This window comes from Helicovermis profundi (assembly GCF_033097505.1).
In the GTDB taxonomy this organism is placed as follows: domain Bacteria; phylum Bacillota; class Clostridia; order Peptostreptococcales; family Acidaminobacteraceae; genus Helicovermis; species Helicovermis profundi.
The window spans coordinates 2,258,021-2,281,949 of the sequence record NZ_AP028654.1; the positions used below are offsets into that span (position 1 = coordinate 2,258,021).

A 23,929-nucleotide genomic window follows, 5' to 3' on the forward strand; every position below is an offset into this window, starting at 1 on the left:
TATTATATTATACTTAACATCTCATCTTTATTTAATGGTTTAGAAATTAGATATCCTTGGCCAAGTTCACATTTCATAGTTTTAAGCAGACTTAGCTGTTTTTCTGTTTCTATACCTTCTGCTATAGTAATTAAACCTAATTCCTTCGACAAATTAATAATAGATTTTACAATTATAAATGCTTTATTTTCATTTACGATCCTATCTATATAACTTTTATCAAGTTTCAATATATCAAAAGGTAGTTTACTTAAATAATTAAGAGAAGAGTATTCCGTACCAAAATCGTCAAGCGACATTATAAATCCTATTTTTTTTAATTCTTTCATAATTTTGAAAGCAGTATCTACATTTCTTATTATAGAATATTCAGTAATTTCAATTATAATTTGCTCAGGGTTAATTCCATAAACATCTATCATATCTTTTAAATACTGAATAAAGTCATTAGAATAAAATGATTTTGTGGATATGTTTAAGGAAAATTTTATTTTATCATTATCATTTGCCACTTCTTTAATACTACTAAATGTCCTCTCCACAACCCATTTGTCAATCTCGATTATTTGGTTTGTTTTTTCTGCAAGTCCTATAATATACCCAATATTCTTTTTACTTGTTGGATTAGACGGCCACCTTAATAATATTTCAAAATCTTTAATTTTTTTTGTTTCTATATTAAAAATAGGCTGAAAATTAAGTTTAAATTCATCTCTGGCTATTGCTTTATTAATTAGTTCAAATAATAATTGTTCTTCTTTAATTTTTGTTTTATACCTTATATTATAAAAAACGTGATTATTTTTACCTCTTTTTTTTGCTTCATTCAGCGCTATATCAGAATCCTGATGAAGCTCTTCTATTTTGCTTCCATCTTTTGAACATGTTGTTATTCCAACACTACATGTTGTAGAATAATCAAAATTTTCAAGTGTAATTTTTTTATTTACAATTTTATTTATTCGATCAATAGTTTTTATAATATCGTTATAATCTGTAGTTTTTTCAATAAATATAAAACCATCACCATAACCCCTATATGCTCCAATGTTACTAATATTTTTAAATTCGTCAGCAATTTTCATTAAATATTCATTTCCAAATTTATGTCCATGTATATTATTTAGTAATTTAAAATTATCAAGTCCCATTAAATATAGGGTAAAATCAACTCCAGCATTGTATAAATCAACAACATCACGCCTAAGAGTATAGTTGTTACCGAGTTTTGTAATAGGATCAACAATTTCAAATTCATTTATTTTATTATCAATATGTTTTTCTCTAATTATACCAATTGAAACGACGGCGAAATCATCAATGGATTCATCTAAAATAAGGCTATTACTCCACAAAACATCAATAATATGATTATATTTAGTCCTTATTTGATTTTCGTGGTTATGAAATTTTCCATCTTTTTTTAATCTTGAAATCATATTTGTAATTCTAAATTTTTCAAATTCAGGGATTAAAAACTCAGTCCACTTTTTTCCAATAATTTCTTTGCTGTAACCTAATTTTTCCAAAAAATATTCATTTGTAAATATTATTTCTCCGTCACTATTCCAAATCAAAATTAAGATCTCGTTATTATCATAAATTTTTTTATATAAATTACTATCAAATTGCAAATCATCTATGATTTTTTTTATACTAGCATTATTAACTAATTCCATTGCAACTTCACCAACTTTCTTTTTTAAAATTTTTTAGCTAAACATATTTTTTATTATACTACTTATAATAAAATTTTGTTTCATTTAATAAAATCTCGGCTAAAACTAAATCAATTTTAACTTTGTAATCACACTTTTCCATAGAGCTTAAAATTATCTTATCAAAATGTTTTTTAAAAGTATCAAGATTAATTTCATCAAAATATACCTTATATTCTTTACACAATGTAATAATTTTAGTAAATCTATTCATTCTTTTATCATCAACACAATTAATCATATACTTTAAATCTTCTCTAATTCTTTGCTTTATTTCTTTTTCGTGTTTTCTATCAATTATATATACCATTTTTACTCCCTTCATAACAAAAAACTACTTCAAAATAAGCTGAAGTAGTTTTTTTTGCAACTGGCTACCATCGTCTTCACTTTAGGTCCTTTAGTTTTGCGTCCTCACTTTTCAGTAAGTTTGCCGATATTTAATTTTCCATATTTAAAATTCATTTTACTTTCTTATTTATATTAACAATTTTTTTATTATAAATCAATGTAAATAATTAGCATTAAATCAATATTCCACTTTAACAAGACAAAGTGCTCCCGCCATTGCTTTATGCCCAACATCACTTAGCTCTCCTGAAATAAATGCATTTTCAATAGAATTTAAAGGAAGTTGTTTTAATCCAACTTGTATTAAAGTACCTACAATTAATCTTTCCATATTTAACAAATAACTATTTGCCTTAATAGTTATAATTATTTCATTATTTGTTTCCTTAACATCTAACAAAAATATTTTTTTAACTGGATTTTTTACCTTCCTATTAGTAGTAAAGGCTAAAAAATCGTGTTCACCTTCAATATATTTTTCAGCCTTTTTCATTAATCCAACATTTAAATTTTGAACCATTAAGTTCACATAGTTTCTTTCAAATAAAGGACGATTTTGTGCATTATTTTTCCACAATCGGTATTCGTATGTTGCACTTTTAACTAGATATTTACTTTGAAATCTTTCTTCAACTTTCTCAACATTAATAACTATAATATCATCAGGTAAATATTTTTCAAAATATTCATGTATTTCATTTTTTTTAAAGCTTCCATTTGGTGCTTTGAAATTAACTATTTGTTCTCTCGCATGAACACCAGCCGCAGTGTTAATAGCCCCAATTACTTCAATTTCCTGATTGTAAAGTTTTAATAATATTGTTTCAAGTTTTCCCTCTATACTTTTAGATGGATTATTCTTTTTCTTACTAAAACCCATATATTTATGACCATCATATGCTATTGTCATTTTATAATTTTGCATATTAATCTCCTCAATTTACCCCAAATCACCAATTTCGTATTGAATTATCGATGATATAACAAAGCCTGCAGTTTCTGTCCTAAGAATTCTAGTTCCCAAATTAATAATATATGAATTACTTAGTTCCTTTAAAATATCAATTTCACTTTCTTCGAACCCACCTTCTGGTCCTATCACAATTGCAACTTTTTTAGAATCTATGTTTTTTGACTTAATATCACTAAAAACTTTTTTAATGCCTGTATCTTCATCATTTTCATATGCAATAATAAGTAAATCATAATTTTTAGAAAGTATAACTAATCTATCCATATCAATAGATTCATTTATTTTTGGTATATAAGTTCTCTTCGATTGCTTAGCCGCTGCTTCAGCTATTTTTTGCCATCTTTCTATTTTTTTATTTTCTGATTTTTTATCTTTAAAAAACGTTATACATCTATCAAAATTTACAGCAGTAAAAGTTTTTACTCCAAGTTCCGTGTTTTTTTGAATAATCAAATCCATTTTAGTACTTTTTGGTAAACCTTGATATATATCTATATTAATTGGTGATTCATAAACTTTCTCTATTTTTTCAATAATACGAAATTCTACACTTTCACTTGTAATATTTTGCAATTCACCAAGGTACACTTCACCTGAAGAAACACATATTTCAGCATCATCTCCTAAATTCATTCTTAGCACCTTAAGGATGTGGTTTACATCAGTTTTTTCGCTTACTGTAGCTATATTATCAGAAACATTTTCTTTTTTAATAAAAAATCTATTCATTATCTTCACCAAGTTTTGATACTATAGCAGACCACTCTCCTACAGTTTTAGTGTCTAAAACGACTAATCCATTTTCTTTAAGTGCACTGAGAACCATATCAAGTTTACCATTAATAATACCAGATGCTATAAAAACTGAATCTTTATTTAAAAATTTATGAATATTAACCGAAAGCATTGCAATAACCTCTGCTATAATATTTGCTACAACTATATCTGCTTTCCCTTTTACAACTTCCATTAAGTCGCCTTCTTTTACTTCAACAATATTTTCTAAATTATTAATTCTAACATTTTCTGTAGTTGTTCTTACTGCTTCTGAATCAATATCACCAGCAATAACCTTTTTCGCACCTAGTTTTGCTGCCGAGATTCCAAGAATTCCACTCCCGCAACCAATATCAAATACAAAGCTATTTTCTTTAATGTATTCTTCTATAAATTCTACACACATACTTGTCGTTTCGTGTGTACCAGAACCAAAAGCACCACCTGGATCTATTTCAATAACGATTTCATCTTTTTTAGAATTATATTCTTCCCAAGAAGGTTTAATAACAATATTTTCTCCTATTTTAAATGTTTCATAATATTTTTTCCATTCGTTTGCCCAGTCAGTATCTTTCACAACTTCCGCGCTAACTTCATCAATATGACAATCAATTCCTTCATTTTTTAATGAATCAACTTTCTCTTTTATTATACTCAAAATATCTTCAATATCATCTGTCTCAAAATAACATTTTATAATAGCGCCATTATATTCAAATTCAACTTTTTCCTTATCGAAATAATCCCAATCACCCTTATAAGAATCAGAATAAATTTCATCATTAGGATCTATAATTTCAATTCCATCTACATCAACATCATATAAAATACCATTAATTACTTCAATTGATTCCGTTTTTGTTTTAATAATTACTTGATACCACTTCATTAAACTACCTCCATATATACTCTTAGAAAACATAATCTAGGTCCTTTTTAGAGTTCTTTATCCCCCACTTTTTTAAGTAGTGGGGGTATTAGAACTCTAAGGCATCGGATAAATATATAATATATCATAAAACAAAAAAAATATACATCAAAATTATAGATGTATATACTTAAGACACTTACAGCATAGCTGCGAAGCGAAGCGCATTACCTTGGAACATTCTATTTGATACACCAAAATATTATTATAAGCACTATATCGTCGCAAGAATATATCACCCTTTCGCCAAAAGGCAAAAATTTCATGTATATGCGGAGCGCACATTACAGCAAAGCTGTGAAGCGAAGCGCATTACCTTGGAAAATTCTATTTGATACACCAAAATATTATTATAAGCACTATATCTTTGCAAGGATATATACCCTTTCGTAAAAAGGCAAAAATTTCATGTTTATGCGAAGCGCGCCTTACAGCAAAGCTGTGAAGCGAAGCGCATAAACATGAAATTTTCTTATTTTTTCAACCCATCTTTTAATTTATTTAATATACCTTTATCTTTTCCACCAACTTTTGAAAGGTCTTCTCCCATTGTAAGTGCATATTTCCTAAGTTCTTCTTTCTGTTTTCCATTAAGATTTTTTGGAACAACAATATTTACTTTAACGTACTGGTCACCTCTACCATAAGCGTTTAAGTTTGGAACACCTTTACCTTTTAACCTAAATGTTTTACCACTAGGTGTTCCTGGAGTTATCTTATATGAAACTTTACCATCTAAAGTTGGTACAGTAATTTCAGCTCCTAAAACCGCCTGAGCAAAAGTTATATCAATATCTAAGAAAATATCTTCTCCATCTCTTTTAAAGATTTTATGAGAAAGTACCCTTATAACTACATAAACATCCCCTCTAGGTCCACCTTTTGTTCCAAGATCAGATTCTCCTCTAAGGGTTAACTGAGCACCATTATAAACTCCTGCCGGAATATTAACTTTAATAGTTTTCTTTTTCTTAACTTTTCCTTTTCCTTTACAAGTATGGCAAGGATTTTCAAATACTTTTCCTTTTCCTTGACATACATCACATTTTTTAACCGAAATTGATTCTCCAAATAAACTTCTTTGGGAATATCTAAGTTCACCTGAACCTCCGCACTTAGTACAAGTAGTCGTCTTAGATCCAGGTTCAGCACCTTCTCCTCCACAAGTTGGACATTCTTCAGTACGATAGAATTCAATTTCTTTTTCGCATCCAAACACAGCTTCTTCAAAAGTTAATGTAATATCTGCCCTAACATCATTTCCTTTTCTAGGACCATTTCGTCTAGACGAAGACGAAAATCCACCAAATCCACCGCCAAACATTTCATTAATAATATCTTCAAATCCGCCAAAACCTGCACCGCCACTAAATCCTCCGCCGCCAGCATTTTGATTTACACCTGCATGTCCAAATTGATCATAAAGTGATCTTTTTTCCTTATCACTTAATATTTCATAAGCTTCATTTGCTTCTTTAAATTTTGATTCAGCATCTTTATTATCCGGATTTCTATCTGGATGATATTTCATAGCTAATTTTCTATAGGCTTTTTTTAGTTCTGCTTCATCAGCATTTTTACTAACACCTAAAATGTCATAATAATCTCTCTTATCACTCAAGTCTTCCCGCCTCTCTTTATCGTAGTATTATATCACTTAAAGACACCAATTAAGGTGTCTTTAAAAAATATTAATCTACTACTTCATAATCTGCATCTTCAACATCATCATTTGGAGCTTCGCCGCCGCCATTTGCTTGATTAGCTGCTGCTTCATCAGTTGCTTGTTGCTGATATATTTTTTGTGCGATTGGACTAAATGCTTCAGTAAGTTCTTCAACGCCTTTCTTAATTGCTTCTCCATCTTCACTTTCCATAAGTTTTTTAAGTTCTTCAATTTTTTCTTCAACTTTAACTTTTTCAGCTTCTTCTACTTTATCAGCTTGCTCTTTTAAAGTTTTTTCTGTTTCATAAATTAATGAATCAGCACTATTTTTAGCTTCTATTTTTTCTTTCATTTTTTTATCTTCTTCAGCAAATTCTTCAGCTTCTTTTACTTTTCTTTCAATTTCCTCTTCACTTAAGTTAGTCGATGCAGTGATTGTAATATGTTGCATTTTTCCAGTTCCCATATCTTTAGCACTTACATGTACAATTCCATTTGCATCTATATCAAAAGTAACTTCAATTTGAGGAATTCCACGTCTAGCTGGAGCAATTCCATCTAATTGGAATCTTCCCATTGTTGAATTGTCCTTTGCCATTGGTCTTTCACCTTGAAGAACATGTATATCTACAGCAGTTTGATTATCAGCAGCAGTTGAGAATATTTGACTCTTCTTAGTAGGAATAGTTGTATTTCTTTCAATTAATTTAGTAAATACACTTCCCATAGTTTCAATGCCAAGAGAAAGTGGAGTTACGTCTAAAAGAAGAACATCTTTAACATCTCCAGAAAGTACACCACCTTGTATTGCAGCACCAAGAGCAACACACTCATCAGGATTTACTCCTTTGTGAGGATCTTTGTTTGTTAATTTTTTTACTAAGGCTTGAACTGCAGGTATCCTTGTTGAACCTCCAACTAAAATAACTTGATCAATTTCATTAGCAGTAACTCCAGCATCTTTCATAGCTTTTTTAATTGGCTCTTCTGTTGCAGTAACTAAACTTGAAGTAAGTTGATCAAATTTAGCTCTTGTAAGATCCATATTTAAATGAACTGGTCCATTTGCAGTTGCAGTAATAAAAGGCAAGTTAATATTTGTTGATTGAGTAGTTGACAACTCTTTTTTAGCTTTTTCTGCAGCTTCTTTTAATCTTTGAAGTGACATTTTATCATTTCTTAAATCAATTCCATTCTCTTTATTAAATGCAGTTGCAAGATAATCAATTATTTTATTATCAAAGTCATCTCCACCTAAATGATTATTACCATTAGTAGCTAAAACTTCAAATACTCCATCACCAATTTCTAATATAGAAACGTCAAATGTTCCACCACCAAGATCATAAACCATAATTTTTTGTTGCTTTTCAGTCTTATCCATACCATATGATAATGAAGCAGCGGTAGGTTCATTTATAATTCTTTTTACTTCAAGTCCTGCAATTTTACCAGCATCTTTAGTTGCTTGTCTTTGAGCATCTGTAAAGTAAGCCGGAACAGTTATAACTGCTTCAGTAACTTTTTCTCCTAAATACGCTTCAGCATCTGCTTTTAATTTAGCAAGTATCATTGCCGAAATATCTTGAGGAGAATGCTTAATACCATCTATTTCAACATGATAATCTTTACCCATTTCTCTTTTAATTGAACTGATTGTTCTATCTGGATTAGTGATTGCTTGTCTTTTGGCAGTTTCACCAACTAATCTTTCACCATTTTTTGTAAATGCAACTATTGAAGGTGTAGTTCTATTTCCCTCTGCATTAGCGATAACTGTTGATTCTCCACCTTCTAATACTGCAACACATGAATTTGTAGTTCCTAAGTCAATACCAATAATTTTAGCCATTTTTATTTCCTCCTTATGTTTTAATTTCCTTTTTAATTAATTAACAAGATACTTTTACCATTGAATGTCTAATCACTTTACCATTCATTTCATATCCCTTTTGAAATTCTTCAATAACAATATCCGCCTCAACACCTTCTTTTTCTTCTGTCATAACAGCATGGTGCTTATCATGATCAAAAGGAGTATTAAGTGCTTTTACTTCTTTAACTCCATTTTTATCTAAAAAGTCCATAAGACTTTTTTTAATTAATTCAATTCCTTCAAGCAATGCTGGATTTTCTTCAAGGTCAATACTAGAAAAACCTCTTTCAAAATTATCTACAACTGGAAGAAGATCTACAAATAATTTTTCGTTGGCATATTTATAAATATCTGCTTTTTCTGTAGTAGCACGTCTTCTAAAATTTTGATACTCCGCATTTAGTCTCAAAAAGCTATCTTTTGTTTCGGCAAGTTCTTTTTTTAGTTTATCAACTTCTGAAAGTTCCTGATCATTTTCTTTAGTGTTTTTTTCTATTTCTTCATCAATCTTTTCTTCGCTTAATTTCTCAGCTTCGTCAATTTCCTTAGCTTCATTCTCTAAGGAATTTTTCAATTCTTCTTCAAGAATTTCTTCTTTTATCTTTTCATTTTTTTTACTTGTCAAATTCTACACCTCTTTATAAATATATTCCAGAGAAAATTTCAGATAAAGTTTCTCTTATATAATCTACAACACTGATAACAATATCATAATTCATTCTTTTAGGACCAATAACACCAATCTTGCCAATGTATTCTCCATTAAATTTATATGAAGTTGCTACCATACTACAATCACTAAATTCCTTAATGGAAAGTTCTGAACCAATTTTGACAGAAATACTTTCTGAAACATCTGCAAACAATTCATATAAATCTTTTTTGTTTTCAAAAATATTAAGCAAAACACTTGCCTCTTCAATACTTTTAAACTCTGGAGAATTAAATAAATTACCTGTTCCATTAACATAAAGTTCAACTTCATCCATTTCTCTAAAAATATCTCTCATAATAGGAACCAAATAATCAATAAAATTTGAATACTCAGGAAACTCTTTCTTTAAATTATTTACAAGTTTTATATTTATTTCTTCAATAGTAATTCCTTTAAGCAATTTAAGAAGAGAATCATTAACAATATCAAGCACTTCTTGAGAAATTCCATTTAAAAGTATTGGCAAACTTTTGTAAGTTCCTGAATCGGATACAAAAATCATAAGAACTTTTGAATCACTTATTCTTACAAACTTCATGTTTTTTAGCCTACTTTTATTGAACTGGGGCATTGATACTATACCAACATATCCTGTTAGATCTGATAAAAGCTGGACAGTTTGATTTATTATATCATCCGCTTCAATAACCTTATTTAATAGAAGCTCTCTTATAATATTTCTTTTTTCTCTAGCTATTATAATATCCTTATCCATTAAATTATCAACATACAATCTATATCCTCTATCAGAAGGAATACGACCAGATGATGTGTGGGGCTGAAGTAAATAACCAAGTTCTTCAAGATCAGCCATCTCATTTCTAATAGTTGCTGAGCTAATACCAAGAGGATATTTTTTTGCAATCGTTCTTGATCCAACCGGGTGAGCAGTATTGATAAAATCATCAATAATAACTTGAAGTATTTTCATTTTTCTTTCGCTATTTTTCATATCTTCACCTCTATCAGCACTCTTCGTATTCGAGTGCTAACACCTTACACTAATAAGATACCATCACAAATAAAATTTGTCAACGGTATCAATATAAATATTTTGTAAAGAAATTGTTAAAAGTCAAGTTCAATTACATTTTCAACAAATATAGTTCTTTCGTCTATTAAATCAAGGTCATATGATTTCTTTAAATCATCCTTATCAATTATTCTGACAAGTGGTCTGCTAGGGTATTCTCTCCTATACTTCACCACTATAGCTTCTCTATTATCAGAGAGTTTAACACCACTTCCTGGAGGATATATACAGATATTTTCAACAAAATGTCTATATATATTTCTATCGAGTTTAAAAACTGCATCTGTCATCAGTATCTCAAGAGCTTTATACATTGGGATTCTCTTTCTGTATACTCTGTCATTTGTAATTGCATCAAAAATATCACATAGAGTTACAATTCTAACAAACTCTGGTATATCTTTAGATTCGATTCCACTAGGGTAACCTGATCCATCAAGTTTTTCGTGATGTTTTATTATTATTTGTTTAACATAGGCTGATAAAGCTACATCCTTTTTTACTATTTCAAAACCATATTTTGCATGATTCTTAATTTCATCAAATTCATCATCAGTAAGGGGTTCTTTTTTATTAATAAGTTCATTTTTCACATTGATTTTACCGATATCATGAAGCAGTGCCCCTATTGCTATTTGCTCAATCATCTTATAATTATATTTTAATGATTTTGACGTAAGTATAGAAAGGATTGCAACATTTACACTATGCTTATATGTATACATATCCGTTCCCATAAGTTCTGTAACTGAATAAAGTACATCTTTATTACTCATAATATTTTCAATAAGTGCTTTTACAAGATCTTGAACTATTTTAAATGTTTCAAGTGGTACAAAGCCTGAAACATTTTTATTTTTATCACCAAAAATAGCATCGTCCATTACTTTTTTCATCGAGGTTACAAACTTAGCCATATGTTCTTCATCAACAACATTATTAATTTCAATTCCTTTTGAAATTTCATCGTCAATATAAATAAAATAAATATCATGTTCAAATATTTTATCTATCAGCCCTTTAGTTAATTTTACCCCTTTTCCAAGAAGTAGATTTCCATTTTCTGAAAAAATTGGCCTACCAACAAATTGTCCGATTTTTACTTTAGATGTACTTAATAATCTCATTTCATCACCTACATATGTTATAGTATAAAATTTTTACTCTGGAATAAATTCGACAAATACTTGATTTGATATATCTATTCCTAATTTTGTTAAATATATTTTATTATTTTCATGTATGATTAACTGCTTTTTTTTAAGTGTTTCTATTTTATCAAAATACTTTACTTTAAAATCAATTCCAAACTCTTCATTAATACTTACAATATCTATTCCTTTATTAAGCCTAAGCCCCAAAATAATTTTCTCATATAGGGATTCTTCTTTATTTATATATTCTTCGTTCTCTACGCTAATAATACCTTTTTCAATATTTTTTTTATATACTTCTATATTTGAAACATTATTAAATCTTTTTTCATTAACTAAACTACTACTCGATAAACCTAAGCCCAAATACTCATCTCTTTCCCAGTATAGCAAATTATGTTTTGACTCATAATTTACTTTAGCAAAATTACTGATTTCATATTGATAGTATCCATTTTCTTTTAAATATTCTACTATATAATGATACATTTCTCTCTCAATTTCTTCCGAAGGAAGAATTAATAGATCTTTTTCATCCATATTATATAACTTTGTTCCTTTTTCAAGTTTCAAACTATATACAGAAATGTGTTTTGGTTCAATTGATACAATTTTTTTTATATCATTTTTTACATCCTCTAAAGTTTGTTCTGGAAGCCCAATAATAAGATCAATACTAATATTATCTAATCCTTTAGATTTGATTAAATTAAAGTTGTCTAAAAATTCTTCATAGCTATGAGTTCTACCTATTTTCTTCAAAATTTTATTTTTTGTACTTTGTAAGCCTAAAGATATCCTATTAATACCTATACTTAAATAGTCATCAATTTTTTTTTCATTTACTGTATTTGGGTTACATTCTATTGTAAATTCATCTAGATATTTTAAATTGAAATTAGATTTTAATACTTCATATAACTTAACTATAAATTTAGAATCAATAAAGCTAGGTGTTCCGCCTCCAATAAAAATGGTGTCTACTTTTTTATTATTATATTCATTTAAATTCCCATATAGCTTAATTTCACTATATAGACTTTTCATATAGCTATTTATCAATTCATCGTTTGCTTTAAATGAATTAAAATCACAATAATAACATTTGCTTTCACAAAATGGTATATGAATATATATTCCAAATTTTTTCATATATCCTCCAATTTAATACTATCTTCAAAAGGGCTTTGGAATTTTCCAAAGCCCTTATAGTTATACCCATTATTAATGAAATAAAACGATTATTTATCCAATGCCTAGCGTTCTAATATTCCAACTTATTTATCTTCATCAAATTTAAGGACTTCTAGAAAAGCTTGCTGCGGAACTTCTACAGAACCGAGTTGACGCATTTTTTTCTTTCCTTCCTTTTGTTTCTCTAATAATTTTTTCTTTCTAGAAATATCTCCCCCGTAACATTTGGCAAGTACATCTTTTCTAAGTGCCTTAATAGTTTCCCTTGCAATTACATTAGTTCCAATTGAAGCTTGAATTGGAATTACAAATTGATGTCTTGGTATAACTTCTCTAAGTTTGTTACATACTTGTCTTCCTCTTGAAACAGATTTACTCCTATGCACTATCATACAAAACGCATCAATTATTTCTTTATTGAGTAAAATTTCAAGTTTAACTAAATCCGACTCTCTATATTCTTTAAAATCATAATCTAATGAACCATACCCTCTAGTTTTTGATTTTAAAGCATCAAAAAAGTCGTATATAACTTCATTTAATGGTAATTCATAATGTAATTTAACTCTTTTCTCATCCAAATAATCCATAGATATCATATTGCCTCTACGGTTTTGACAAAGTTCCATTACATTACCAACATACTCATTTGGAATAAATATACTCGCATCTACAATTGGTTCTTCCATTTTTTCTATTGCACTTACACTCGGCATATTTGTTGGATTTTGAATAAATACAACCTTACCATCAGTTTTTGTAATCTTATATATAACACTTGGTGATGTTGCTATTAAGTCCAAATCAAACTCTCTATCTAAACGCTGCTGAATTATCTCTAAATGAAGTAATCCTAAAAATCCACATCTAAAGCCAAAGCCCAGCGCAACAGATGTTTCTGCTTCAAATGTAAGAGCAGCATCATTCAATCTTAATTTTTCAAGAGCATCTCTAATCTCATCATAACTTTCTCCTTCAGCAGGATATATTCCGCAGTACACCATCGGAGTCGCTTGTTTATATCCGGGAAGAGGTTCGCTTGTTGGACTTGAAAACGAAGTGATAGTATCACCAACTTTGCAATCACCAACATTTTTAATGGCCGCTGTAATATAACCTACATCGCCTGATTTAAGTTCCTTAAGTGGAGTTGCTACAGGTGAAAAAACTCCTACTTCAGCAACTTCAAATGATTTATTATCAGCCATTAAAAGAATTTTATCATTCTTTTTAACTCTACCATCAATTATTCTAACAATTGATACTGCCCCTTTATAACTATCATAATAAGAATCAAAAATAAGTGCTTTCAAAGGCTTATCCTCGTCACCACTTGGCGCAGGAATATCATTTACTATTTTTTCTAAAACTTCTTCAACATTAAGACCTGTTTTTGCAGATACAAGTGGTGCATCTTCTGCAATTATTCCAATCACGTCTTCAATTTCAGCCTTTATTTCATCTGGTCTAGCACTTGGTAAATCAACTTTATTAAGTACCGGTATGATTTCAAGCCCTTGTTCATCAGCTAAATGAACGTTTGCAAGTGTTTGTGCCTCAACTCCCTGAGTTGCATCTACAACAAGTACAGCGCCTTCACACGCAGCAAGAGACCTTGAAACTTCATAAGTGAAATCCACATGGCCTGGTGTATCAATTAAATTAAGCGTATAAATTTCTCCATCTTTAGCTTTATATAGCAAGCGAGTTGTTTGAAGTTTTATCGTAATTCCTCTTTCCCTTTCAAGCTCCATATTATCTAAAATTTGATCTTTCATTTCTCTATTAGTTAAAAGACCGGTCTTTTCAATTAATCTATCAGCTAAAGTTGACTTTCCATGGTCAATATGAGCAATAATACTAAAATTTCGTATTTTGTCCTGTCTACCCGTCATCAACATCTTCCTCCCTTTAAAGTACATAATCCTATTAATTATATCACATATATATCAAAAAAGGTAAGATAAAAAAATTTTTTTATCTTGCTTTTTAATATCCCATATGATAAAATACTTTTGTTAAACGTTATTAGGGAGGTGAAGACCGTGGCAAATATTAAATCTGCTAAAAAGAGAATCAAAGTTATCTCAAAGAAGACTTTAAATAATAAATCTAAGAAATCAGCGCTTAAAACTGCTGAAAAGAAATTTTTAGAAGCTGTTGAAGCTGGAGATAAAGCACTAGCAACTGATAGTCTTAAATCAGTAGAGAAACAAATCAGAAAAGCAACTACAAAGAACATTTTACATTTAAATACTGCTTCAAGAAAAGTTTCTAGATTAACAAGTAAACTTAATAAAATGGCATAATAATTACATTTTATAATATGTTTAATATTTGAGCTCGAATATTAAGTAAAGCGTACAAAATTTATTTTGTACGCTTGTTTATTTTTTGCACATATTAGTTTATAAATGAATTTCTAAGGTTCAGAGGGAGTTTTTACTCCCACTGTATCTTAGAAAACATAATCCAGGGCCTTTTTAGAGTTCTTTATCCCCCATTTTTTTTAGAAGTGGGGGTATTAGAACTATAAGGCATCGGACAAAATTATGATTTGAAAAGCTGAAGTTCATTTACAAAGTTGATTTAATTATAAGCATCTCGACTTCTCTTCTAGGACTATTAAGCCCTGTTTTAATTTTAAGTTCTGAATTCACACAATTTGAAATAATATATGATAATTTCTCACTACCAAATCGTCTACACTGAGTAGAATATTTTTTCGCAACAAATGGAGGAACCCCTATTTTACTAGCCACAGCAGATGGATTGAATCCAGCATCTATATAAACTAAAGTTTTTTTTAGCATTCTAAATTGCCTAGAAATCATATTCAGTATTAAAAATTCACTTTCACCTCTTGTAATTAAATTATCAAAAAGCAATATCGCTGATTTTGCATTTTTATTTCCAATACTATCAACCAATTCAAAAATATCTGTTTCAAGTGAATTTTCAATTACATTTTTAATATCAGAAACTTCTACACTAGCTTTTTCACCAATTAAATTAACCAATTTGTTTATTTCATTTTTGATATCATAAATTGTTTTCGTTGAATTTTTATTTAAATAAGAAAAACTCTTTATTAAAAATTTAACTGCTTCTCTTTCAATTTTCTTATTTCCATTTTTAAATTCTTTGATCATCCATTTTGTTAAATCTGTTTCAGATAGTTTATTTAATTCTATAATACTACCATTTTTTTTAATACTTTTATAAAGTTTTCTCTTTTTATCAACAGTAATTCCACCATAAAAAATAACAATCGTTGATTTCAAAGGATTTTTAAAATAATTTAATAACTGTTCCGTTTCCTTGTCACTAATGCCCGTTTTAATAGAATTAAAATAAAGACAATTTTTCACAATAACAATTTTTTCATCATCCATAAATGGTAATGTTTCAAAACTACTTACTAGGTTTTTTACAGATTTATCTCCTGCATCAATAATTTCAAAATTAAATTCTTTAAAAGAATTATTTTCATATTTTTTTTCCAGAGAATTTATAATAGAATCAAATAGATATTTTTCTCTTCCATAGAGTAAATATAAATTGTTTAGTTTTTTGTTTTTAATATCATCAAAAATAATTTTATACGACATATTAGCCTCCCGCTTTGATTATTTTAACATACTTTTTATAGAAACAAAATCATTCTTATACTTAAGTCTAATCATTCCCAATTTATCATTTCGATAAATTTTTAGCTTCATATTGTTATATCTGTTAATTACAACCTTAGAAGGATGAGAGTAAGAATTTTTACCGACTTGAATCACAACAATTTTAGGATTAATCTTATTTAAAATGTATTCTGATGATGATGTTTTAGAACCATGATGTGGAGATTTTAAAATATCAATACTAGCTATTATTTTTTTATTTAACAATAATTTTTCCTCTTCAAGTTCCATATCACCAGTAAAAAGGATATTTAAGTCTTTAAAAGTAACTTTTAAAATCAAAGAATTATTATTAATATTTTTAAGTAAATTAATAGCTGATGTTTGAAAATCAAGTTTTACACCATCAACATAAATTGTGTTTTCTCCATTAAGTTCAAAATAATTACTCTTGGTATTATGAAGATAATTTTTAATCCTATTGCCTTTAGAATAAAGAATATTTTTAATTTCAATTTCATTTTCAAGTTCTATAGCTCCACCAATATGATCCATATGCTCATGTGATATAACTAAATAATCAATTTTATTCACTTTTAATGCTTTTAAAACACTATTTATCCTTAAATATCCATTTCCTGAATCAATTAAGATTGTCTTTCTACTTGGAGTAATTATAAGCGATGAATCTCCTTCTCCAACATCAATAAAATAAATCAGTAATGAATTTTGCATTTGGTAGCTTAAAACAACTGAAATAAAAAGTATTATAAGAGATAAATTAATTATTTTTATTTTTTTATAATAATCTAAATTCTGCTTTAAATATACTAGTGCCACTATAATAAAAATAGCAATAGTCAATATTTTAAACACACCTAAGCTATAGTATAGTAAATCTAATTTTGCTGTTTTAATATTAAAATTAATTAAAGTTTTACAAATTCCATCTAAAAATGGCGATAAAATGATAAGTAATTCATTTGAAATAAAAATGGCAAAAAACGAAATATAAAATAATATACTTATAATTATTCCAAATATCAGCATGTAAATTAAACTAATAAATGAAATATTATTATTATAAATAATATTATAAGGTAACATAGAAAATTGTATTGAAAACGACAATAAAAGACTCGTAATTATTTTTTTAGAAAAACTATCTTTATTTAAGAGAATTTCTTTTAAAACAGGATATATGATTCCTATTCCTATACAAGCTAATACTGTTAACACAAACGATAGACTCTGCAGTATCAAAGTATTCAAAATAATTGAAATAATAATTACAAGAGAAACTCCGCTTAAAAAATCAAATTTTTTATAAAAACTTTTTGCCAATATTATTATGATTATGGTGCATAGAGCTCTAAACGCAGAAAATTTCATTGCTGTAAGAAACCAATAGGATGAGATTATAATCAAAATAGCTAAATTTCTAATAATAAAGGGAATCTTAATTTTTCTAAATAATTTTAATAAAAAAATATATAGTATGCCAAAGTGAAAACCTGAAACGGTTAAAAAATGTATAGTAGATGTTTTTACAAAACTGTTTGTCACCATCTTTTCATTTTCAAGAGGGGTTTTTATACCAAATACTAAACTACTTGCTATATATGAAAAATTGGGTCCTACTTTTTTATATTTTTCAGTAATATATGTTAAAATATTTTTTCGATATAAATATATATTTTTTTTCTCGCCTGTCCTTTTAATATTTTTAATATCTATACTTCCAAATAATCCTTTACCTTGTAAATATTTTTCATAATCAAATTCTCCTATATTTCTTATTTTTTTTACATCTGTAAAAAAAAAGCTGATTTCAACTACTTCGCCATCGCTTATTTGTTCTTTTAATTTAGAAACATTTGAGTTTAACCTAATTCCATTTAAATAGAAATCATTATTATTTATAGTTTTAAATATAGCATTTTTCTTATTTATAGGATCTTCATAATAAAATACAACTTGTAAATTTTTACCAACGTTAGAAAGTATCTCTTTTCTATATTCATAATATGAGTGACTTATTAGCAATAAAAAAAATATAAATAATATTATTAAAAGCACAATTTTTTTCTCTTTTATAAAATTATATTTTTTTACAAAAAAAATAAATAGAATTATACAATACATACTCATTAAAACTAAATACAAATTAACACTATTGATAAGAATAAAATCTAAAAAAATAGTTATTAGTGAAATATCCGTTAAACACCTTTTAGTAAACAAAAAAAGCACCTCTTTTGGATATATTATCATTTTTGTATTAATTTGTAAATATATTCCTGTTTCTATTTCAACTAGCATATAACTTATAGTCACTATAGTCTATTTGTAAAAAAAATGCAATCAATATTAATTGATCGCATTTTTAAAAATTTATTTTTATTACTCTTTTATTAACATTACAGATATAAAAGCTGTTATAGGAATCGTTAGAACGAGTCCTATAGTTCCAGCTAACGAACGTACCATTTCGGTCGCAATTATATCCAAATTCATGAATTTATGAAAAGATGAACCATTTGCAGAAAAAATAAGCAATAATGGAATAGAACTACCTGCATATGCAAGAATTAAAGTATTTGTCATAGTACCCATTATATCTTTACCAACTGTCATACCCGAAGAAAAAAGTTCACGTATATTTAATTTATTATTATTTTTATAAACTTCTTCAATAGTAGAGGCAATCGACATAGCTACATCCATTACTGCACCTAATGATCCTAGTAAAATACCTGCAAACAAAAGTTCTTTAAAATTAAATTTAATTTGCTGTGGAAGATATAAAAGCATAACGCCTTCTTCACTTGAAAGACCAGTTAGTTTTACTTTAGAACCAACAGCAAATGCCAATATACCTGCAATAATAACTCCTGCAATAGACCCAAGAATCGCAGATGTAGATTTTCTATTTATACCAGATATAAAATAAACACTAAAAACGGTTATTAAAACAGCTATTGAAACAGCTAAAAATATAGGATTATACCCTTTTAATAGTCCTGGAATCAATCCTTTAAATATTAATAATACACTTACGATTATCGTAATTACAGTTTTAAAGCCCTTGAATTTACCTACTAGAATAACAGCTACAGCAAAAATAACCATCAAAATATATATGTACTTATCTCTAATGTAATCTGCTATAAAAATATTTACGCTTCCGTCATCAGCCTCATCAATATGTACTAATACATTATCTCCTAATTTAACTGGAATATCAAAAACAATACTATCCGATAAAATATTATCAATTGTAAAAATCTTACCTTTATATTTTCCAGTAGTAATTTTAATAACAACCTTTTGTACCATATCATAGGTTACATTAGGATCTTTTCCAAGATTATCAACGTGAAGAACTTCTGCTTTATCTTCACTTGAATACAAAATATCTGTCGTATTAGCAAAGTTAATAGAGATACATCCATACAATAATATAACTAATAAAAATATAATTACTTTTTTCATTTAAACACCTCATAATATTATGTAGTTTTACTATAATATTATACATGAAATATTATAAAAAATCTCAATTTTCACTATATTTTTAGTTAAACTTGGAGTTCTTTATCATAAGCTATAACCGCTTGTACCAATTGCTCCATGTACTGTGCTAAATCACATTTTAAAAGTTTAATTTTAGTTGTATTTTCGAATATAAAAAAAATGAATACAATTTTATATAAATTGATTAATTATTATTTGCAGATTGTACGATGATTTGTATTAAAGAAATTTATTTATATTATAATAGAATAAAAAAAAGTAGCATAAGCTACTTTTTTTATTCTAAAAGATATAATTATTCTATATATTTTCTTAAATCTGTTTTTTCAAGTGCTATTAAAAGTGGATAACCAAGTATTCCTCCTCCAATTGCTTGAATTGTATTTGAAACAACTCCAGCAGTAGCTGGTATAAATCCATATAAAAAAGTTTCAAATGCCAAGTATCCTAAAACCATAACAGCTCCACCTGCAACAAATGAAATGATATAAGAAAACGACTTTTCAGTAACAGATGTTTTATTTTTACTTAATTTTAAATATAAGTAACCAACTACAAAAGCATCAAGTGCTTTTATAATAAAAGTTGGAACTGCATAAACAGCATACCCAAGTAATAAATCCGATATCATAGAACCAAGTCCTGCTGCAAGAGAACCTAGTACAGGTCCTAGTAATATACCTGCTAAGTATACTAAACTATCTCCAATATGAATATAACCTTTTGTAGGTGTTGGAACATGTATAAGCATAGTACCAATAGTTACCATAGCAGCCATTACCCCTGCAAGAACAATTTTTTTTGTAGTAAATTTCATGTTTCACTCTCCTCTAATAATATAATTTCACTTTATTATACTATTAATTGTACCCTTTGTAAAACCTTTTATAAAGGTTTTTACTTGAATTGTATCGCAACATAGTTACAATTTAATTATTTCATATACGATTTCTCCTTCTATTTCTTTTTTCCCAATTACTAAGGTACCCTCTTTTGAAACTGAAATTACTTTAAGGTTTGAATATGTATATTCGTTAGTAATTATTGATGTATCACTGATAAATTTTATGCCATTTTCAGTTGAAATCATTAATCCCCTATCAGTATTAATAGCTATTTTTTCATTATTTTCATTTCCTATTAATCTAATATTCTTATAAGTTTTTAATTCAAAATTATTATAAGATAATGAATTTAAAATAATACCATCTGATTTTTCACCCCAATATATATGATCTTCAAAAATAATAACACCAAATTCTTTCAAGAATTCTCCTCTAATTTCATATTTTTTCTTTTGCATTTTTGAAGTATTTAATAAGCAAATATAAGATTTTATTTCATCTTTATATCTGTAGACTAATGTTGAATTGTCATTCAGCCAGTAAATACTACTCACAAATTCATCATTTTTTAGAGCACTATCATAATATATAATTTTTTTAGTCTTTAAATTTATAACACCAACGCGTGTATTTACTAATTTTTCAGATACTAAATCACCACTATAATAAAATCCAATTTTATTGCTTTTTGGTGAAAACACTGGATTAACACCTAATATATTTTTGCCATATGTTCTTCCAGAATCTGCACCATAAATATTAAATTTAATTTTATTTTCAACTTTAGTTTTTACTAAAAAGAACCCGCCATCATCACTTATTTTAATATTTTCAAAAAAATTGTTAATAGTATCTTTATCTAATTTTACAATTTTTTTCTTAGTTTTAAAATTGTTTAATGAAAACGTATCAATATATCCATCTTTATCAACATATAAAAGTTTGCTCTTATCTTTTGACACTAGATACATCTCTTTTGTGGTGTACTTTACATCAGAAATATATATCAGTTTACTATTAGTATATAAATATAGCTTTTTGTTACTTTCTTCATCTAGCTTCATTAGAAGTTTATTTTCATCATTTGACTCAAGAATAGTATATTCCTCTTCATTCAACGCTAATTTGTTCAATTCTATATCAGTTTTGTTCAATTTATAATTTTTTAAATCAAATAAGTATGTGCCCTTACCACTAGAACTATGTGTGCCTATAATTTTAACTTTACTAGCACTTATCCAATTGACATCGGTAATATTACTAAAGGAATACATAGAAATAACATTGTTACTTATTTCAATTTCTGACTTTATTTTTTCTACGTTAAATTTATTTCTTTCCTTTAAAGTTACCGTAGTCTTAAAGAAAAACATATAACTTACAATTACGGTTACAATCGCCGTTAATACATAAAGCACTATCTTTTTATTCATTTTTCACCTTTCTTTAATACATATTCTATTTCAATTATTTCATCATCCGTTAGTTTAAATTTTTCATAAATAATCTTATCTAATTTTATAAGCAATGTTTTGAATTTATCATTATTTATATCACTATAACTTGAAACTTCATATATTTTTTTTGAAATACTAACAACAGTTTTAAAAAATGTAAGGTCATTACTTATAATAGGGATATTCTGAATTGGATTAGAATATAATTCAAGCATATCGCCTTTTTTTTTGCCAACATTATAAAACCAAAAAAAATATAATTTTGAATTAAGAAGTGCTAGTAAATAATAATATTCATCTTCATTGTTAATACTTAGTTGGTTAACAATTCTGCGCTTAATTTTTAAATAATACACATCAGCACTTGAGTAAAAACTGCTTTTACTTAATGCAAAATAGTTAAATTTAGCCCTTTGAGGATTAATTATTTTTATAGTTTCAAAAAGTTTCGAATCTCGTCCCCACTGGAGAGCATACCAAGGTTTGTATCCCTTTTTAACTTCTCTCCTTTTTTCAAGAACAGTTCTAAAACCACTTAAATGTTTGTAAATATTTGGATATTTTATTTCGATATTTTTAATTTCTTTATTAATAAAAATTATATATTTATCAGTTTTATTATCAAAAAAGTAATTTTTAATATGGCTATTTTTATATAACGGTTTTAACAATTCACTTTCTAAATTATATTTCAGAGCCTCTTCTTTCAAAACAATAAAAATCCCTTTATTTAAGGCTTCACTATCTGAAATCAAATTATGTTCTACCATTCTTTTAGTAACTTTATCCGCGCCGCTTACTATACCTTGTTTAATGTCCGCATAGTTGAAAAGAACATCCTCTGCTACATCTAAAATTTTATTAATTATATTATAATAATTTTGTTTCTCTAGTATTAAAATATTGTTCATATTGTCATAAATTTCACTCTGTTTAATTATAAATTCCGAACTTTTTACAATTTTATAGAAATTTGATTTGTCATATTTATAACTTTCCAAACTTATATTAGCATCTGTATTTCCTTTAATTGACAATGAGTAAACTATATTATGTTGACCTGGTGCATCTTTAAATAATTTTGACTCCTTAAAATTATTTATACTATTAAATTCACATTCTTTTTTAAGGAAACACCTCAGTTTTTTTGCACCGTCAGCTGTAATAAAATAAGAAGTCGTTAAATACACAAGTATCCCTGATTTTTTTAATATTGAGATTCCTTTATAAATGAAATAATAAAAAAAATCCATTTTACCTTCATAATATTTTATTCCAAACTCTGACTTTTTCACTTCATCAAACAAGACTTTGTTTCCTTTTTCTCCTATATAAGGTGGATTTCCAATAACTATATCAAATCCGCCTTTTTCTAGAATATCTACATAGTCTTTTCTATCAATCATATCAGTAATTGTATTACAATTAATCAAGTTTATATTGAAATTTTTTATATGGTCTTTATCAATATTTCGAATCAAATCATATAGACAAATATTAAGTGGTTCAACTTGCTTATCTAAGCAAAAAAAATTATTTAGATTAATCAATTCAATATTGAACTTTGAAATTAACAATAGTTTTTTTCTTATATCAATCAATTTATATATAAAAGTTTTAATTAAGTTTCCAGTCCCTGAAGCCAAATCAATTACTTTAAAATCAATTATTAACTTATAGATTTCATGATACTCTTTAATGTAGATTGTATCCAGTGAAGAGTAAAACAATTTTTCTAAAATATGTAACTTTATTTCTGTATTTTTTTTTATGTAATCATAAATTGCCCTATACACCATAAATTCACAAACATTAATAGGAGTATAAAAGCTACCAGTAGCATTTCTTAATTTTTCATCAATATTTTTATCGTAATTAGTAATAAAATCGTCTATAGAAATAAAATCTAAATTACTAATATCTAGTCCTTTAAAATTATTATATAGACAAATATCATTATACAATTTTAATTTTTCACTATTCAGTGAAAAATTGTTCACTACTTCAAATAATTCATTTTTCATATCTATCACTCACCATATTTTTTTATCCGACACCTTAGAGTTCTAA

19 protein-coding genes and 1 riboswitch are annotated in these 23,929 nt (G+C 27.2%); of the genes, 1 reads left to right on the plus strand and 18 read right to left on the minus strand.

All coding sequences use genetic code 11. The features are described from left to right. Window positions 1-2 precede the first annotated feature (2 nt). From AACH12_RS10150 to lepA, 12 genes are all read right to left on the minus strand, one after another. Window positions 3-1,679: a sensor domain-containing protein gene (locus AACH12_RS10150; protein WP_338535300.1), complete on the minus strand. Its 1,677-nt coding sequence runs from the start codon at window positions 1,677-1,679 to the stop codon at window positions 3-5. 58 nt (window positions 1,680-1,737) lie between these two features. Beyond that, on the minus strand, window positions 1,738-2,028 hold the full coding sequence (locus AACH12_RS10155; protein ID WP_338535301.1) for a hypothetical protein: 291 nt from the start codon (window positions 2,026-2,028) through the stop codon (window positions 1,738-1,740). Between the two features lie 52 nt (window positions 2,029-2,080). Next, window positions 2,081-2,163: riboswitch (cyclic di-GMP riboswitch) on the minus strand. Window positions 2,164-2,247: 84 nt separating this feature from the next. Next, window positions 2,248-2,994, minus strand: coding sequence for a tRNA pseudouridine synthase A (locus tag AACH12_RS10160; protein ID WP_338535302.1), 747 nt, complete (start codon window positions 2,992-2,994; stop codon window positions 2,248-2,250). 15 nt (window positions 2,995-3,009) lie between these two features. After that, the gene (locus AACH12_RS10165; protein ID WP_338535303.1) at window positions 3,010-3,771 is read right to left on the minus strand and encodes an RsmE family RNA methyltransferase; all 762 of its coding nucleotides are present in this window, start codon (window positions 3,769-3,771) and stop codon (window positions 3,010-3,012) included. Then, a complete protein-coding gene (gene prmA, locus AACH12_RS10170) occupies window positions 3,764-4,711 on the minus strand; it encodes a 50S ribosomal protein L11 methyltransferase (protein ID WP_338535304.1) in 948 nt (315 codons plus the stop codon). Before prmA ends, AACH12_RS10165 begins: the two co-directional genes overlap by 8 nt. Window positions 4,712-5,222: 511 nt before the next feature. Then, the gene (gene dnaJ, locus AACH12_RS10175; RefSeq protein ID WP_338535305.1) at window positions 5,223-6,371 is read right to left on the minus strand and encodes a molecular chaperone DnaJ; all 1,149 of its coding nucleotides are present in this window, start codon (window positions 6,369-6,371) and stop codon (window positions 5,223-5,225) included. Window positions 6,372-6,441: 70 nt separating this feature from the next. Continuing rightward, on the minus strand, window positions 6,442-8,268 hold the full coding sequence (dnaK, locus tag AACH12_RS10180; protein ID WP_338535306.1) for a molecular chaperone DnaK: 1,827 nt from the start codon (window positions 8,266-8,268) through the stop codon (window positions 6,442-6,444). A 40-nt stretch (window positions 8,269-8,308) separates the two neighbouring features. Beyond that, complete coding sequence (grpE, locus tag AACH12_RS10185; RefSeq protein ID WP_338535307.1) at window positions 8,309-8,917, minus strand: nucleotide exchange factor GrpE; 609 nt, start codon at window positions 8,915-8,917, stop codon at window positions 8,309-8,311. 13 nt (window positions 8,918-8,930) lie between these two features. Beyond that, window positions 8,931-9,959: a heat-inducible transcriptional repressor HrcA gene (gene hrcA, locus AACH12_RS10190; RefSeq protein WP_338535308.1), complete on the minus strand. Its 1,029-nt coding sequence runs from the start codon at window positions 9,957-9,959 to the stop codon at window positions 8,931-8,933. Window positions 9,960-10,075: 116 nt separating this feature from the next. Further along, window positions 10,076-11,167, minus strand: a complete 1,092-nt coding sequence (locus tag AACH12_RS10195; protein ID WP_338535309.1) for an HD-GYP domain-containing protein — start codon at window positions 11,165-11,167, stop codon at window positions 10,076-10,078. Window positions 11,168-11,200: 33 nt separating this feature from the next. Continuing rightward, entirely contained in the window at window positions 11,201-12,346 is a 1,146-nt protein-coding gene (gene hemW, locus AACH12_RS10200; RefSeq protein ID WP_338535310.1) for a radical SAM family heme chaperone HemW, read from the minus strand. A gap of 125 nt (window positions 12,347-12,471) precedes the next feature. Then, on the minus strand, window positions 12,472-14,283 hold the full coding sequence (gene lepA, locus AACH12_RS10205) for a translation elongation factor 4 (protein WP_338535311.1): 1,812 nt from the start codon (window positions 14,281-14,283) through the stop codon (window positions 12,472-12,474). Between the two features lie 150 nt (window positions 14,284-14,433). On the opposite strand from lepA, the gene rpsT reads away from it, so the two are divergent. Continuing rightward, window positions 14,434-14,697 (plus strand): 30S ribosomal protein S20, encoded by a 264-nt coding sequence (gene rpsT, locus AACH12_RS10210; RefSeq protein ID WP_338535312.1) that lies wholly within the window; start codon window positions 14,434-14,436, stop codon window positions 14,695-14,697. A gap of 267 nt (window positions 14,698-14,964) precedes the next feature. On the opposite strand, the gene holA is transcribed toward rpsT, so the two are convergent. The 6 genes from holA to AACH12_RS10240 form a co-directional block, all read right to left on the minus strand. Beyond that, window positions 14,965-15,999, minus strand: a complete 1,035-nt coding sequence (gene holA / locus AACH12_RS10215) for a DNA polymerase III subunit delta (RefSeq protein WP_338535313.1) — start codon at window positions 15,997-15,999, stop codon at window positions 14,965-14,967. 18 nt (window positions 16,000-16,017) lie between these two features. Beyond that, window positions 16,018-18,264, minus strand: coding sequence for a ComEC/Rec2 family competence protein (locus AACH12_RS10220; protein ID WP_338535314.1), 2,247 nt, complete (start codon window positions 18,262-18,264; stop codon window positions 16,018-16,020). Window positions 18,265-18,423: 159 nt separating this feature from the next. Continuing rightward, on the minus strand, window positions 18,424-19,515 hold the full coding sequence (locus AACH12_RS10225) for a YibE/F family protein (RefSeq protein ID WP_338535315.1): 1,092 nt from the start codon (window positions 19,513-19,515) through the stop codon (window positions 18,424-18,426). Window positions 19,516-19,852: 337 nt separating this feature from the next. Beyond that, window positions 19,853-20,374 carry an ECF transporter S component gene (locus AACH12_RS10230; protein ID WP_338535316.1) on the minus strand — a complete coding sequence of 174 codons (522 nt, stop codon included), beginning with the start codon at window positions 20,372-20,374 and terminating at the stop codon, window positions 19,853-19,855. A 105-nt stretch (window positions 20,375-20,479) separates the two neighbouring features. Then, window positions 20,480-21,835: a hypothetical protein gene (locus AACH12_RS10235; RefSeq protein WP_338535317.1), complete on the minus strand. Its 1,356-nt coding sequence runs from the start codon at window positions 21,833-21,835 to the stop codon at window positions 20,480-20,482. After that, entirely contained in the window at window positions 21,832-23,883 is a 2,052-nt protein-coding gene (locus tag AACH12_RS10240; RefSeq protein WP_338535318.1) for an Eco57I restriction-modification methylase domain-containing protein, read from the minus strand. Before AACH12_RS10240 ends, AACH12_RS10235 begins: the two co-directional genes overlap by 4 nt. Window positions 23,884-23,929: the final 46 nt, after the last annotated feature.